General features: G+C 49.0%; 12 protein-coding genes. 5 read left to right on the top strand and 7 right to left on the bottom strand.

The window, feature by feature from the left end; genetic code table 11:
• Window positions 1–283: 283 nt before the first annotated feature.
• A complete protein-coding gene (locus XYCOK13_RS19850) occupies window positions 284–2125 on the bottom strand; it encodes an SLC13 family permease (RefSeq protein WP_213413989.1) in 1842 nt (613 codons plus the stop codon).
• Window positions 2126–2142: 17 nt separating this feature from the next.
• Entirely contained in the window at window positions 2143–3081 is a 939-nt protein-coding gene (gene hprK, locus XYCOK13_RS19845; protein WP_213413988.1) for an HPr(Ser) kinase/phosphatase, read from the bottom strand.
• A 308-nt stretch (window positions 3082–3389) separates the two neighbouring features.
• On the opposite strand from hprK, the gene XYCOK13_RS19840 reads away from it, so the two are divergent.
• From XYCOK13_RS19840 to XYCOK13_RS19825, 4 genes are all read left to right on the top strand, one after another.
• Entirely contained in the window at window positions 3390–4028 is a 639-nt protein-coding gene (locus XYCOK13_RS19840; RefSeq protein WP_213413987.1) for a hypothetical protein, read from the top strand.
• Between the two features lie 449 nt (window positions 4029–4477).
• Window positions 4478–4957 carry a DUF2975 domain-containing protein gene (locus XYCOK13_RS19835; RefSeq protein WP_213413986.1) on the top strand — a complete coding sequence of 160 codons (480 nt, stop codon included), beginning with the start codon at window positions 4478–4480 and terminating at the stop codon, window positions 4955–4957.
• Window positions 4958–4966: 9 nt separating this feature from the next.
• A complete protein-coding gene (locus XYCOK13_RS19830; protein WP_213413985.1) occupies window positions 4967–5191 on the top strand; it encodes a helix-turn-helix domain-containing protein in 225 nt (74 codons plus the stop codon).
• Window positions 5192–5246: 55 nt separating this feature from the next.
• Window positions 5247–6080, top strand: a complete 834-nt coding sequence (locus XYCOK13_RS19825; RefSeq protein WP_213413984.1) for a DUF817 domain-containing protein — start codon at window positions 5247–5249, stop codon at window positions 6078–6080.
• Window positions 6081–6224: 144 nt separating this feature from the next.
• Here the strand turns inward: XYCOK13_RS19825 and XYCOK13_RS19820 are convergent, their stop codons facing one another.
• Together XYCOK13_RS19820 and XYCOK13_RS19815 are read right to left on the bottom strand one after the other, a co-directional pair.
• Window positions 6225–7466 carry a Bcr/CflA family multidrug efflux MFS transporter gene (locus XYCOK13_RS19820; protein WP_213413983.1) on the bottom strand — a complete coding sequence of 414 codons (1242 nt, stop codon included), beginning with the start codon at window positions 7464–7466 and terminating at the stop codon, window positions 6225–6227.
• Window positions 7467–7618: 152 nt separating this feature from the next.
• Window positions 7619–8326, bottom strand: a complete 708-nt coding sequence (locus XYCOK13_RS19815; protein ID WP_213413982.1) for an oxidoreductase — start codon at window positions 8324–8326, stop codon at window positions 7619–7621.
• 337 nt (window positions 8327–8663) lie between these two features.
• Between XYCOK13_RS19815 and XYCOK13_RS19810 the strand changes: the two genes are divergently transcribed.
• A complete protein-coding gene (locus tag XYCOK13_RS19810) occupies window positions 8664–8942 on the top strand; it encodes an SDR family NAD(P)-dependent oxidoreductase (protein WP_213413981.1) in 279 nt (92 codons plus the stop codon).
• 28 nt (window positions 8943–8970) lie between these two features.
• Here XYCOK13_RS19810 and XYCOK13_RS19805 read toward each other — a convergent pair whose 3' ends face one another.
• The 3 genes from XYCOK13_RS19805 to XYCOK13_RS19795 all read right to left on the bottom strand — a co-directional run bounded on the left by XYCOK13_RS19805 (window position 8971) and on the right by XYCOK13_RS19795 (window position 15043).
• Window positions 8971–9459, bottom strand: coding sequence for a stalk domain-containing protein (locus XYCOK13_RS19805; protein WP_213413980.1), 489 nt, complete (start codon window positions 9457–9459; stop codon window positions 8971–8973).
• Between the two features lie 65 nt (window positions 9460–9524).
• The gene (locus XYCOK13_RS19800) at window positions 9525–10430 is read right to left on the bottom strand and encodes an alpha/beta hydrolase (protein ID WP_213413979.1); all 906 of its coding nucleotides are present in this window, start codon (window positions 10428–10430) and stop codon (window positions 9525–9527) included.
• A gap of 302 nt (window positions 10431–10732) precedes the next feature.
• Window positions 10733–15043 carry an Ig-like domain-containing protein gene (locus tag XYCOK13_RS19795; protein ID WP_213413978.1) on the bottom strand — a complete coding sequence of 1437 codons (4311 nt, stop codon included), beginning with the start codon at window positions 15041–15043 and terminating at the stop codon, window positions 10733–10735.
• Window positions 15044–15269 lie beyond the last annotated feature (226 nt).

Raw genomic sequence — 15269 nt, 5'->3', positions numbered from 1 at the left:
GTTCTTTCGATTTTCTAACGGCCGCCGATGTCCATTAGAGGCCAAAAAGCGTTGATTTGACTTGTCCATTCTGCGCTAACGGTCATCCGTATCCGTTATAATGCCAATCAACGCCTCATCTGCCCTTTAGCGGTCATCCATGTCCAGTAAAGGTACAGTGAGCAGACAGCCACCCCCTGCAAGTTAGGCGACCCATGCATGATTTCAGCAAGCTCCTCTTTCGAATGGACACGAAACTGTCCCTGGAAAAGCCGCCTCTTTGTCCGCCAGCCCTTGGTTCCTCCTAAAAAGGGAAGAACAGAGGAAGCACCGCGATCATCACAACTCCCATTATGATCTGCAGCGGCAGGCCTACCTTAATGTAATCCATGAATACATAGCGTCCTGCAGACATGACCAGCGCATTGGGCGGCGTGGAAAAAGGAACAGCGAAGCACATGCTCGCTCCAACTGCGACTGCGAACAAGAACGCATAGGGACTGACCCCAAGCTGCGCCGCCGATGCCAGCGCAATCGGCGCGACCAGCACCGCACAAGCTGTATTGCTGATGAAGAGCGTCAGCAGCGAAGTCAGCATATAAATGCCCGCCAGCATCACAAGCGGTCCGAAGCTTCCCAGCATGCCGACCAGTCCAGTGGATAGCAGCTCCGCAGCTCCGGTCTTCTCAATGGCGATGGAAACCGGGATCATGCCGGCAATCAGCACAATGCTCTCCCAGTTCATTGTCTTGTAAGCATCCTCCATGCTGCGCAGGCAGCCGAACACCACCATCAATACGGCACAAATCATGACCGAAGCTACTGCTGGAATGATGTCCACGATCAACAGCCCGATCATCAGCAACATAATTCCCGCTGCGATGGGCGCCTTATGATCCAGCGTCACCTTCCGCGCTTCCTCGGCAGGTTGTCCGACCACGACCACATCGGTTTCTTCCGCCAGCAGGGCGATGTCCTCCCATGTGCCCTGCACAAGCATCGCATCCCCATAACGCATGCGCTCATCCTTCAGATGGTGCAGGATCACCTCGTCCTTACGCCGAATGCCGAGGATGTTCAAGCGATACTTCTCACGAAATCCGGATTCTGCGACTAGCTTCCCTACCAAACTGGAGGAAGGCGTCAACAGCACCTCCGCAATTCCAATATCGCCCGATGTGAATGCAGTCTCCGCAGCATGATGATCGAGCAGAGGAAGCATATACGCATCTGCGAAGGCCTGAACATCAGCGAATGCGCCATGCACATACAGGATGTCCCCTTCCTGCAGCTCGGTCTCCGAGGTCGCGACTTCTTGCGGTATTGTCTTGAAAAACTGATTTTTCACCGACATCCTGCGCCGGACTTCAATAATATTGACCCGGTATCGCCCGGAGAGCGCCAGCTCACCCAGCTTCTTCGAACGAATCGGCGATTGCGCATCCACGCGCACGCGATACAGGTTTTGCGCCAGCTGATATTGCGCTGCGATGGCTTTCGTGGATCGCGCTTGTGTCTGCGCATCGCGTCCATCCTCTTGGCTTGGCAGCCATCTGCGGAGGAACAGCATACAGACGATGCCGGTGGCCAGACCGACAAGGCCAATCGGTGTGAAGGAGAAGAAGCCTAATCCTTCATGCCCCCCGCCTCTCAATACATCCTGAATAACGAGGTTGGGCGGCGTCCCGATTAAGGTTAACGCGCCGCCCATGCTGCTGGCGAAGGCAAGCGGCATCAGCAGCCGTGCCGGGTTCACGCCGGCGCTCATAGCCATACTGACCACGATGGGCATCATGACTGCAATCGTTCCCGTATTGCTGATGAACGCTCCCATCATGCCAGTCGCCAGCATAATGACGATGAGCAGCCGCGTTTCAGATGAACCTGCCAGCAGCAGCAGCTTGCGGCTGATCAGCTTGGCCAGTCCGGTCTGAAAGATGCCCCCTCCCACAACGAATAGCCCCGCCATCATAATGACCACGGTGTTGGAAAACCCGGACAACGCCTCTCCGGGCGTCAAGATGCCAAACAGCATCAGCGCAATCAAAGCGCCTAGCGCGACCAAGTCCGCGCGTACTCGGCCGGATATAAATAAAATCGATGCCAGTGCCAGCACCGACAACGTAATCGCTATTCCGCTATTCAATGAAGATGGCTTCCTTTCTATTTGGAATCCGCTGCCGGATCATGCTGCATCTCGTTCTCGATCCGCTCCATGAACTCTTCCGCAGCGCTGTAGCCAAGCTGCTTGAGATACCAATTATTCGCTGCCGCCTCGATCAGCCCGCATACATCCCGCCCCGGCTGGAGCTGAATTTCGATATGCGGGATTTGAACGCCGAGATACTCCGTGAACTGGGGCACTACCTCCAGCTCATTGTTCAGAGAATCGCCCTGCCACGGGGACAGCTCGATATCTAGCACAATGCGCGTTTCGTCCTGAAAGGCGCTGCGTCCATATTGGCGTACGACATTGATCAATCCCACGCTGCGCAGGGCCAGGAACTCGCGTGTAGTCTCATTGTGCGTGCCGAGAAGCGTCGTCGGGCCCAGCTTCTTGAGTACGACGATATCGTCCGCCACAAAGCGATGGCCTCTTCTGATCAGCGTATGCGCCGTCTCGCTCTTGCCGATCCCGGATTTGCCCCTGAGCAGGACGCCTATGCCGGAGACATTCACGCATACGCCGTGAATCGCGATCTCCGGGGCCAGCGCCTTCACCAGATACCCGTCCAGCTTGGCGATAAATTCCGTTGTCGTCTCTTGTGTCCGCAGCAGCGGAATGCCTTCCTGATCGCAGAACAGCGTCAAATAAGGGATCTCCTGCTGACCTGACGTCACAATAAAGCAGGGCGGATGGTATTTGACAATGTTGCCGATATGCAGCTTGCGCTCCTCTACCGTAAGCGTCAACAAATAGGTAATCTCCTTCCGGCCGAGCACCTGCACCCGCTCCATCGGGAAAAAATCAAAGTATCCGACAAATTCCAGTCCCGGCCTGTGCGTCCTTGGACGCGTAATGACGCGATCCATTCTGCTCTCTCCGGCAAGCACCTCCAGTTGGAATGCTTTCGCCAGGCTTTTGACAGTGATTGACTTCATTCGGCTCTCCTCCTGCGACTGGGCGTAACCGGATACGCCTATTAATAACACTCAGTTTTTTTTCGATATATTCTACAACTCGTCCGCACATTCCTGCGACTCGCGCCAAGCGTTCAATAATTCGCCATGATGACGTCTATATTACCGGCATCCCGGTTCCTTGTATTATGTACCTAACGAACGGCACCCAACAGCAAATGTCCCATATTCAGGAGCTTACGCAGTGGCTCTAAGATCTATTGTACAACAGGCACAATCATGATAACATTTAATCTGTTTTCTCATTTACAACAGGCGGTGTTCTAAAGATGAAACTTTTGAAAATGTTTGCTATTACGCTAACGGTATTCGCGGTGCTCTTTATAGGGGCAGTCGCTTATCTCGTTTTGGACAAGCGCGACGTATTCACAACGAACAGCAAGCCCGGAACTACGGCATCACCTGGCACCCCCAATGACGCGCACAACGCAGTCCAACAGACGCCATTGGAAGCATCTCCGTCGACAACGACAGATGCTATGCCTGCCCAACCCAGCTCTACGCAGCCTGCAGATGAACCGTCTCCGGTGTCATCTCCGGAACCCGACAACGTACAACCAACGCCGAATGAACCTGAAGCCCAAGAGCCGAGCACGCTTATTATCGGCAGATGGCAGGCAGCCAACAACCCGAATTCATATTTCGAGTTTTTTCAAAACGGCACCTTCACTAGAGGAACATATGAGGCGAAAGACAGTTACAATGAGTTTTCGGGAACGTATGCGTTCAGCAGCCATTCGCGTATGAAGCTCCAGTATGAGAAATGGACCGTTGAGGTCCCTGGCTATAAAAATACGCGCGAGGATGATACCAGTCATGTGTTCGATATTTCCATCGACGCGCATACCCTTTCAATTCCCGACGCCATAGAGAAATTTGGCACATCAGAATGGACCAAAGTAGAGTAAGCATGTGAAACAGTCCCTGTCATCCCGATTGCCCGCATGCCTCGCCAGCGGGCGCTTGTTCTAAACCTTCGCTGCCTCTGAGCGCATGACAACCGGCTTTTTGCGTTCAAGGGGCAGCGGGCCGATCAAGCTGCTTGGCCCTCCCTCGTTTTCGTAGCTTGATAGACGAACCTGCTCCCCTCCCTAGTCGCTTCCCCCATCTTGTCACCATTCCCTTAGCCTAACCTGCTGTCAAGATATGCTGCACAGCAGACATCGGCCTGCACCAAATTCGCTTCGGACATACCCTTCGTCTGCTGCAACTAGCCCATTCTTTATCTGCTCCAAATCGTCGGACTCGTATGTGTAATTCAATAATAATTTATTATTTATCAATTATTATATATTGTTTTTCGATAAATTACATGCTAAAATTCGAATAAAATGCAAACGAGCGAGGTGCTTATGCGATGAAGCGAGAAACACTTTTCTTGAAGATAACGGTTCTTCTGATGGGGCTGCCTGTCCTTGCTTTGTGTCTGTTTGTGCTGCCCGGGTTCACGGAATATTTCGCAGGTTTAACGCCGGTCCTCGATTTTTTTCGGTATCCGTTTCTAATCGGGTTGTATGCCACAGCGGTTTTATTCTTCGTTGCCCTTTACCAGACTTTTAAGCTGCTAACCTATATCGACAAGAACCAGGCGTTTTCCGAGTTATCCGTTAAGGCATTGAGGCGTATCAAACAGTGCGCTATCGCTATCAGTGCCGCTTATATCCTATTCATGCCGCTTATTTTTCTCATGGCTGAGGCAGACGACGCCCCCGGTATGGTCGTGATCGGCATGGTCGTCATTTTTGGCTGTATGGTGGTTGCCGTCTTTGCCGCTGTTCTTGAGAAGCTGTTGAACAATGCTATCGAAATCAAATCCGAACTTGATTTGACAGTATGAGGTGAGCCTATGGCGATTATGATCCATATCGATGTGATGTTGGCCAAGAGGAAGATGAGCGTGACAGAGCTTTCGGAGAGGGTCGGGATCACAATGGCCAATCTCTCCATCTTGAAAAACGGAAAAGCGAAAGCAATTCGCTTCTCCACATTAGAAGCCATCTGCAAGGCTTTGGATTGTCAGCCCGGGGATATCCTGGAGTTCATTCGTGATGAAGACAATGAAGGGCAGTAATCAAGCGGGCCTCCATGAGCAGCATTGGACACTTGCTAACAAGGGGGAAGGATTGATGCACAGACGATTAGGACACGCCGTTCAGCAGCTGGCGCGCTTCGGCTGGCAGCAGGCATTATCCTGTGTATTTCCTGTAGCCATCTTCGCCTCACTGGCGCTGACACAGCTCATTCCCCTTCCCTGGCTGCCCCGATACGACTGGCTGCTGATTATCTGTCTGGCCATGCAGGTATGGATGCTGCGCTCCGGGCTTGAAACACGCGACGAGCTGAAGGTCATCACCGTCTTCCACCTGATCGGCTTGGCTCTGGAGCTGTTCAAGGTGCGTATGGGGTCCTGGTCGTACCCGGAAGAGGGCTGGACGAAGGTGGGCGGCGTCCCCCTCTACAGCGGATTTATGTATGCCAGCGTGGCGAGCTACTTATGTCAAGCCTGGCGCCGCATGAAGGTTCACCTGGTTCATTGGCCTTCACTGTGGCTGGTCGCCCCGCTGGCTGCTTCCATCTACCTGAACTTCTTCACCCACCATTACTGGATCGACATCCGCTGGTGGTTGTCAGCCTTGGTGCTGCTCGTTTTTTGGCGAACATGGGTAACCTACGAGGTCGGTCGTCAGCGCTACCGAATGCCGCTCGCGCTCTCCTTCGTCCTGATCGGCTTCTTCATTTGGATTGCGGAGAACGTCGCTACCTTCTTCAGCGCGTGGGAATACCCGAATCAATCGGACACCTGGCGTCTTGTCCATGTCAGCAAGATCAGCTCCTGGCTTCTGCTCGTCATTGTCAGCTTTCTGATTGTCGCCGCATTGAAGCGAGTCAAGGAACAACGGCCCGCGGAGGGTACAATTAGCCGCTCGCATCGGCCGCCCCATGAAGCGGCGGACAAGTAGAAGAGTCCCGGGTAATTTGGTGAGATATCGTGAAAGGAATCACCGCAAAAAAAACATGCACCTCTTCCGAGATGCATGTTCCTAGCCAGACTCTTCTATTCAGCCCATCATCCCGTTGTCGGCATGTCGGACCGGTCGCGTCATTCAGTGAGTTTCATGAATCGATGCTTGATTGTCCTGAACTGGAGCTGTTGACTTTCGTCGAACGAGCACATAATAGGACAAGAAGGCCAAGAAGCTCGCCGCAAAAATGACAACCCCCATAGGAATAGCTGTATATTCACCTGCAATGCCCACTAGCGGTGCTGCCAACGAACCTAGCAAGAAAGGCAGGACGCCGAGCAACGCCGAGGCACTTCCGGCCATATGTCCCTTCGTTTCCATCGCCAAGGAAAACGAAGATGTGCCGATAATACTAATGGACGATACGAAGAAGAATATCGGAATGGCGACAGCCAACAGCGGCGCTTTCACTAGAAGAGCGATGAGCAGGACAACGGAAGAAACATTCGCAAGAAGCAAGCCCAGCTTCAAATAAGTTTTCTCCGAGGCAAGCTCCGAGTAGCGGCCCACCAGCTGCGTCCCTAGAATCAGACCCAACCCATTGACGCCAAACAGCAGACTGAATACCTGAGGCGATACGCCATAAATATTTTGATAAACGAACGAGATCCCCGACACATACGCGAAAATGCCGCCTACCGTGAATCCTTGCGCAAGAGCATAGCCTGTAAAATCTCTGTCCTTCAACAAAGTTCCGAAATTCTTGACCACTTGCAAAATATCGCTAGGGATACGCTTCTCCACAGGCAAGGTTTCCTCAAGCTTCATAGACACAAGCAGTGTCAATAGAATGCCTATGCCGGTCAGAACGAGGAAAACCACCTTCCAATCGGCAAAAGCCAGAATGGCGCCACCCATAATCGGGGCGACAATCGGTCCGAGATTTCCTACTAGCATCAATAAAGCAAAAAACTTGGTCAGTTCCCTTCCGCTATATATATCGCGAACAATCGCCCTGGATATAACGAGGCCCCCTGCAGCCGCGAATCCTTGTATAAATCTGGACACGATCAATACATATATATTGGGCGCAATTGCGCAGGTTAACGAGGAGAGGAAATACAAGCTGAGAAAAATCAACAACGGCTTGCGACGACCTTGCACATCACTCATCGGCCCTATGACTAATTGACCGATTCCCAGACCTAATAGACAAGTTGTCAGGCTGATTTGCACCAAAGAAGCGGTCGTATGATAATCTGTAACAATCGTTGGAAAAGCAGGCAAGTACGTGTCTATGGTGAATGGACCTAAAAGCGAAAGTACTCCCAACAAAAACGCCAGCTGTAATCGTTTACTCTTAGATGATGGATTCAATTTCATGATCGCCTTTCTATCATTTGAATTTTTTAATAATCGCGAAGAAGGAACCAGAGATATTCCGACACACGACAGTTGCATCTCAGGGCGCAATAGAAATAGTGTATACCATCTGAGGAGATTTTTCATTAAAAAAAATCTAGATTTACAATCTATTAACCTGCGTCTGTTCCAGGCAACTTCGATTCATCGTGCTTCTCCCCCATCCGATGCAATTGCTCGTTGTCAAACACATGCGTTCCCGGCAAATACATCTGGGCCACTCGAAGCATCACAGCTGCTACTGTACTGGCAGGGATAGGCTTGTATTTCATAAGGGCAGCCTTAAAAGGCATCAGCTTGCTCAGCCATGCCGCAGCTTGCTCGCCGAATCGAAACTCGTCACGCTTCCCGAGAAGGAGCGAGGGACGCAGGATCGCCACCGAGGGAAGACGCAGCTCCCGAATCGCCGCCTCCAACTCCCCTTTCACACGGTTGTAGAACACTCTCGAACCTGCATTCGCCCCCATCGCCGTAATGATGATGAAGCGTTCGGCTCCCGTTGCTTTGGCCAACCGGGCGGACATGAAGGGGTAGTCATAGTCCACCTTGCGGAAGTTTACTTGCGTTCCTGCCTTCTTCATTGTCGTCCCCAGGCAGCAAAATACATCGGTTGCACCTTCAAACCATTCGGCATGCTCCTCGAGCGCATCCCAGTCGTCTACAACCAATTGCTTTAGCTTCTCCCGCTCCGGGAGACGCCTTCTGACAATGGCCAGAACTTCGCCATAGTCCTCCGAGCTTAGAAGCATCTTCAGCAACTCCTGCCCGACTAGGCCAGTAGCCCCGAGCAATATGGCCGTTTTGGCTGTGGGTTTGTCCATGAATTGTCCTCCTTCCGTTATTCAGCGGGCACACATTCGGTGTGGGATACCCCTCTATTACTCCGAAAAAACAGTGCCATCCAAGGGATAAGTTCTAAGCGCGTTCTTGTTTAACATTGAAATCATATCCGCAATGTGCTCTATTGATTCTTCGAATCCCCCATTTACCCCATTTTGTAATAATGGCTACAGTACCATGAGTGCAAAAATCACATATATATTCGATAACCTTATTATCCAGCCCTGGGTTTAAGGTTTTTATTTTTTGACCATTATGATGCAGACATATAGAAATGCAACATGTGATGGATATCATACAGGTGGAGGGATTGAGTTCATGGATCAGCGAGTTGCTCTTGTCAGTGGAGCTAATAAGTCAATTGGTTTTGAGGTTGTTCGGGGGCTTGCAAAATTAGGCATGATTGTATATTTAGGAAGTCGCGATGAAGCGAATGGAGCTAGGGCAGCTGCAGAGCTTAAAGCTGATGGAGATGTCCGCTTTATCCAATTGGACGTATCGAATGAGAACTCGATGGTGCAAGCAATCAGTCACATCGAACGGGAACATGCGCAACTTGATGTATTGGTAAACAATGCCGGCATCGTTCAATGGTGAGATTTGTATATAAATTGAATACGTGATATTAGTGCGTACTCGAAATCTCGCCTTGAATCGAGATGACAATCGTTCCGTTATTGTTTGCGTAGTGGACGGAATATCCATATGCCTCTGCAATCGCTCTGACCGGTAAATAAACACGTCCGTCTTGCAGGACAGCTTCCTGCCGCAGTTCATACTCGTTGCCGTTATCCATGAATTTATGTTCCCCTACTTTTATGCTAAATCTCTCCTTCATGTAATCATCTGTATCCATAAAGGCAAAGACTAATTTCTTCTCATCTCCGATCCACCATATCCCTTTGCCCGGCACCGCGAATGGAAGAAGGCCAAGCATTGGGTTGGGCTTTATGTAAACCGTCCCCCCATTCATCATGTAGTCTCCATTCATTAAGGCAGTTCTATTTCCATTGGGATATTCGATCGTAATTGTATCCGCGTTTGCTGCGTATACAGCAGAGAACAAGCTTATCAAAATCAACGCCAGCCCCATACCTGTCAGTAACCTGCGCATATCTGCTTTCCTCCATACTTCCCGTTTATTCTGTGTCCATATGATGCACTACACACTGTTTGTGCTTAGTCCGTATACGGACGTTTCAAATAGCTGGCCAAAAACTTGGCAGTAATATCCAGAACCTGCGGATTCCAAACCCCTGTCCCATGATCAGCGCCCGCTACTTTATAAAACAGAACCCTCTGTCCATGTTCCCTAAGCGCCTTATACATCTCTATACTCTGATTGACGTGAACAATTTGATCGCTGTCTCCATGTATGATGAGAAACGGCGGGAGCTCTTTATCCAAATCCTGATGGATAGGGCTTGCCTTCTTCGCCAATTCTATATGGTCCTTTACCCTTCCTCCAATAAACAAGCCTTCAGGGGAATCGGCCGCATCATGATCTAGAATATCATTATACTTTCCTAGCGTAAGCAGATCCGAGACTCCGTAATAATCGACCACTGCACTCACTTCATCCGACTGTTCGCTATAAAGTCCGTTATCGTACTCGCCGATGGTAAGCCCCGTCATTAATGAAAGATGTCCGCCTGATGAATTTCCCCATACTGCTACACGTTTCGGATCGATCCCGTATTCATCCGCATGCTTGCGCATAAATCTGATCGCGCATTTCACATCTTCAACAGCAGCCGGGAATCGTGCTATTTCGGTGTCCCTGATTTCAACGCTGGCTATCACATATCCCTTCGCCGCAATATGAGAGAGATTTGGAATCGCAGCATAGATATCCTGCTTCTTCCAAGCGGAACCTTGTATGAAGACGACAAGCGGGAATTTATAGTTCTCTCGCTGCGGCATGATAATTTGCAGTCTTCTTTCCACATCTCCATATGTCGCATAGATAACGTCAGGACGATATGTACAAGAATAATAGGCTCCCGCTTCCGCAAACTCGCCATACAAAACCTGCGTTCCTTCGGGCATCTCGTTCGCTGCCATATCCGCTGCTTTGGTATCCACGCTTTACTCCCCCATTTAGATTGAATATTCGCATAAATTTGCCCGGATCATATCCTCTATCCTTGATTCCTATGTTACATTGTATCACGAGAAATTAACTCTTGCACTACACCACTCTATGGAACTCCTTCGTTAGCGTTAACTGTTTATCGGCACCTTCATTATAAAAGATTACGTTACGCAAGGTACGAGCGGAAGTCTCCTTTTGGGCAAAAAAAATACTCTCCTCTAGGGTAAACAGATTCTTCAGCTGTCTACCTAGAGGGGAGTATATCCGGGTGTTTTGGGCTTTTCTTTTGATGTTAGTCGATTAAACCTGTCTGTTGCAGAATGCGCTGAATCAAGGCCGCTGCTTCCGCACGAGTCATCTCAGCCTGAGGGTTCAAGTGCAGCTGGCTGTCTCCGTACACAATTCCTAGGGAGACCATCATCGCCACATCTGCTTGAGCCCAGGAGGAAATGTTTTTGCTATCAGCATGTTTAGCCAATATACTGTCTACCTCTGCTTGGCTTTGCGTTTGTTGCGGTTTAATTAAGCGGTAGGCACGAGCAATCATGGCAATACCCTGTTCACGGGTAATTTGCTGCTCTCCACGGAAAGTCCCTTCGTCATAGCCTAAGACAATGCCGAATTGGCTAGCGATAACGATTGGATCATGATACCACTTACCAGTTTGCACATCTTTAAAGATATTTTGTTCCACATCCTGATGCATTAAACCTAATCCACGAGCGATAAAGGTCGCAAATTCAGCACGTGTTACTTCCCGATTGGGTTCAAACCGATTATTCCCTGTGCCTTCAATGACAAGTCTTGCGCCCATGTTGTTAGCTGCTGCTTGAACCCAATGATTTTCTACATCAGAGAAGCTCTTTGGATTCCAAATAACCGAGTAAGTGCCATGGCTTAAGAGGTCATTGATTTTGGCAAAGTATTGACCGTCTCTAGTGACTACTACAGTAGGCACATGGAAGACGGTTCCATCCGGATAGGTAATAATCCCCGTTGTAATGCGATTCGGATCGAGACCTGCTGGTAGAGCGATATACTTCGCCGCATAGCCATTCAGGTGATCGATCTCTGTTGTCCTGCCATCATGGCTAAAGGTTAAGTTTACTTGAACAGGGTCAGTAAGTAATTCATAGTTTCCTCTAGCTGCCGTTCTTTGTACTTCTTGTACCAAGGCGGCGTTAGCAGGTCGAATCGTAATCTGTACTTCAATCTCTTCTAAGACTGTGTTGCCGAAGTGCTGGGCAAGTGCCTCCAGATTCAATTGATCTTGAGGTACCGGATAACGAGCTAAAGATGTGCTAATTTCCAAGGTTGAGCCTGTCTCCCGTAATTGACGCAGGTCTTCGGCAGTTAAGCCCTGAATGTTTACGTCTCCCGCTTCATTAACCTCGATACCAAGTTGGTGAGCTTGTCCATCACCAAGGATATCTTGTAGTTTGCCTGAATCAATGTTCACGGTTGTACCTTGATCGGATTTTTCACCAGTAGCAAAGGGCTCCTTATTGCCGTTATCTGTACTGATGATACCTGGTTGTTCCCCTGACTCTTCTCCGGCTGGTGGTGTACCGCCGCCACCGCTGTTGCCGCCACCACCACCGCCACGTGAAGCACTTTGGCGGGTAATTTCAATGGTGTAGGTGTTTTTTAATATTTTCCCAGTTAGATCATATACCTTTAGTTCAATCGTGTTCCTGCCTACTTGAAGTGGCAGGGCGGACCAATCACTAACGGCGACTTCCACTCCGTTATGGAATACTTTCAGGCTTGTTCCTGCTTCTGCTTCAGGGTCTATGCTTATTTGTCTGGTTCCATTGGAAACAGTGACTGCATATATACCTAAATTGTCAGGAGTAAAACCTGGATTTGTCGTAATTTCAGTACCATCAGTATACGTTAAGCCAAGAGCATTCAACTTTCCTGTTGGTGGTTGTGGAGCTTGTACTCGGTTATCTACAATTCTGCGGGTAAAGCTAGCTAAAGCTTGACCACCATCCGCTGCGACAATGCTTCCATTCTCTTGCTCATAGGAAATCGTTAGCAGTTGACCTGGTTCAACAGTAGAATTTAAGGTAAGTGTGAGTGTAGCTCCATGGTAAACATAATCCGTCACAGAAATAGTGCCATAGGAACCAATAATACTAAATCCATTAGCGTCCGTTAAAGTGATGTCTCTGTCAAAAGTGAGAACCAGCTTGTTTGGTTCAGCATCATTAACTTGAACAGAGTCTACCACAGGTGCTCCCGTTGCTGGTGCCTGGATAGATTCCAGGTTGTTAAGTGCTTGAGCTAAATCTTTGAACGCTTGGTCTACCTGGGTTCGTGTTGCCTGATCATCATTTAACACATTTCGAGCAACGGTCAACTTATCCTGCAATTCTCTCCAGCTTTCAGAAGTGTAGTCTTCTGCTCTTAGGGTTCCAGCATCAATCTGTTGAGCAGTGTCAGTGACTAAGGCTTGTAAAGCAGTTTTATCCACTTTTTCTGTATCTATAGACACCGTCTTCGTGACTGGAGTAGATGTCTTCCCATTCTTTTCTACAATCACGGTGATCTCTGTGTCACCTTCTGCTAAATCTGTTGCTGGCTTGTGACTCCACAGGCCATCGCTTCCTACGTCAATTGTTTCTGCTACTAAGTTGCCGGATTTGTCTGTGTAAGTAATCGTGACTTGCGAATCCGGGGTCGCTGTTCCAGATATCTCAGGTCGTGCTACAAAGACTTGACCACTTGGCTGGTCGATGGTGGCTGTTGGTTTGCTAGTGTCTACTGTTATTGTTTTCGTTTCCGTAGCAGTAGATATGCCACCCTTTGTTGCGGTTACTACTACTGTGTACTCTCCATCTGCCAAGTCGCTGTCTGGTGTGAAGCTCCATGTACCGTCTGGACTGACCGTAACCGTTGGCGTACCAACGATATTGCCAGCTTTGTCTTTGATTTCAACGGTGACGTCTACACCCACATCCGTTGTTCCTTCAAATGTAGGTCGTGCAACGTAGATCGTATCACCTGTAGGGGCCGTGATCTCTAAAGATGGCGGTGTCGTATCTACGATTATATTCTTCGTTTCCTTATTGATTTTACCATCCTTCGTAGCGGTTACTTCTACTGTGTACGCTCCATCTGCCAGGGCGTCTTCTGACGTGAAGCTCCATGTGCCGTCTGGATTAACCGTAACCGTTGGCGTACCAACGATATTGCCGTCCTTGTCTTTGATTTCAACCGTAACGTCCGCACCCGCATCCGTTGTTCCTTCGAATACAGGTTGTGCTACGTAGACCTTATCACCTGTAGGGGCCGTGAACTCTAAAGATGGCGGTGTCGCATCTACGGTTATATCTTTCGTTTCCTTAGTGGATTTACCATGCCATGTAGCGGTTACTTCTACTGTGTACTCCCCATCTGCCAGATCGCTGTCTGGCGTGAAGCTCCATGTACCGTCCGGATTGACCGTAACCGTTGGCGTACCCACGATATTGCCGGCTTTGTCTTTGATTTCAACCGTAACGTCCGCACCCGCATCCGTCGTTCCTTCGAACACAGGTTGTGCTACATAGACCGTACTACCAGCAGGTGTCGTGATCTCCACAGTCGGTGGCAATTGCCATACCAAAGCATTACTCTCACCATAAATAGCAAAAAGATTTGGATAGTTGTCGGCAGTCAGATTTTCCAGTCCCGTCCAACTTCCCCCGGATGCTTGTCCAAACTGACGCCCCACAGTCATCCGATCATACGCGGTGATCCCCGCTTCCCCGGTAAAATTGCCGTTTAGGTAAAGAAAATTATTGCCTTCCAAATAAACATTTCGCTCCGAATCTCGATACGTATTCCCCGCGATAACTGCATCGCCTGAAAGAAGGATTTGACCATCGGATTTGGACTGAACTCCTCCGTCAGTATTGTTCGTAACGAGGCCACCGGTCATAATAAATTTTGCTCTAGAACCAACATAGACCGCCTTACCCGCACCTGATGTATCGCGGCGCTTATTGCCGCTAATTTCTCCGCCTTTCATTTCTACAGTAGAATCGGTGACGGTGGTGCTAGTGACATATATCGCACTTCCTAAATGCCAGGAGTAGCTGTTTTGTAAAATAGCACCTTCATCAAGGGTAAGTGTTGAACCAGAGTAGACATTAAATAATCTTCCATCGAGCGACCCTCGTTCAGCATTGCCGTCAATGATAATATTTCTTAATGTTACCTGGCTATTATTTTCAAGTTGAAATAGTACTTTCCCGCTTGTATCGCCACGCTTAATCACCGCGGTTTTTTCGATATCAGGGGCAGTAGAAATCGTAACATGCTTGGCAACATTTATTGCAACAACTACGTCACCACCACCCGTCAATGTGATATCGTCCAGGAGATATATCGTTCCCTCGTTATTTACCACTAGATAGGCTTTCTGTAATGTAGCAAAAGGATTATTTCGGGTTCCATCACCTGAGATATCATCGCCACTCCTGGAGACGTAGACGCCTTCTTCCGCTGCATAACTGACCGGAGTTCCTAAGTTTACCCCCATACCCGTGAAGGCAAAACAAAAAATCAGGAACATGACCCCTATTTTCCGCCAATTAATATCGTAGCTGTGCATTCAGACCATTCCTTTCTGAGATTCTTGACTAGTGTTAGTGCCAATACAAACAAAAACGGATATTATTCGGCATTTATTGAGTATGGCATTTGAATCTATACAATAACTATACAATATCAGATGAATGCTCTTGCGGAATTAGTTGAGTCCGTATAATTGTGTAAATTGATAGTCTTCCAAAAATAAGGGGAGCCATATTCAAAACCCTCAGTTAGAATGTTGTTGT

The sequence above is a fragment of the Xylanibacillus composti genome (genome assembly GCF_018403685.1).
Taxonomy (GTDB): Bacteria; Bacillota; Bacilli; order Paenibacillales; family K13; genus Xylanibacillus; species Xylanibacillus composti.
The sequence above is the reverse complement of the archived record's forward strand: the minus strand, read 5'-3'. Positions and strand labels throughout refer to the sequence as shown.

Excerpts from the sequence above, each read along its gene's own strand:
- hprK (WP_213413988.1), bottom strand. The coding sequence starts at position 3,081 with ATGAAGTCAATCACTGTCAAAAGCCTGGCGAAAGCATTCCAACTGGAG.
- XYCOK13_RS19840 (WP_213413987.1), top strand. The coding sequence starts at position 3,390 with ATGAAACTTTTGAAAATGTTTGCTATTACGCTAACGGTATTCGCGGTG.
- XYCOK13_RS19835 (WP_213413986.1), top strand. The coding sequence starts at position 4,478 with ATGAAGCGAGAAACACTTTTCTTGAAGATAACGGTTCTTCTGATGGGG.
- XYCOK13_RS19830 (WP_213413985.1), top strand. The coding sequence starts at position 4,967 with ATGGCGATTATGATCCATATCGATGTGATGTTGGCCAAGAGGAAGATG.
- XYCOK13_RS19825 (WP_213413984.1), top strand. The coding sequence starts at position 5,247 with ATGCACAGACGATTAGGACACGCCGTTCAGCAGCTGGCGCGCTTCGGC.
- XYCOK13_RS19820 (WP_213413983.1), bottom strand. The coding sequence starts at position 7,466 with ATGAAATTGAATCCATCATCTAAGAGTAAACGATTACAGCTGGCGTTT.
- XYCOK13_RS19815 (WP_213413982.1), bottom strand. The coding sequence starts at position 8,326 with ATGGACAAACCCACAGCCAAAACGGCCATATTGCTCGGGGCTACTGGC.
- XYCOK13_RS19810 (WP_213413981.1), top strand. The coding sequence starts at position 8,664 with ATGGATCAGCGAGTTGCTCTTGTCAGTGGAGCTAATAAGTCAATTGGT.
- XYCOK13_RS19805 (WP_213413980.1), bottom strand. The coding sequence starts at position 9,459 with ATGCGCAGGTTACTGACAGGTATGGGGCTGGCGTTGATTTTGATAAGC.
- XYCOK13_RS19795 (WP_213413978.1), bottom strand. The coding sequence starts at position 15,043 with ATGCACAGCTACGATATTAATTGGCGGAAAATAGGGGTCATGTTCCTG.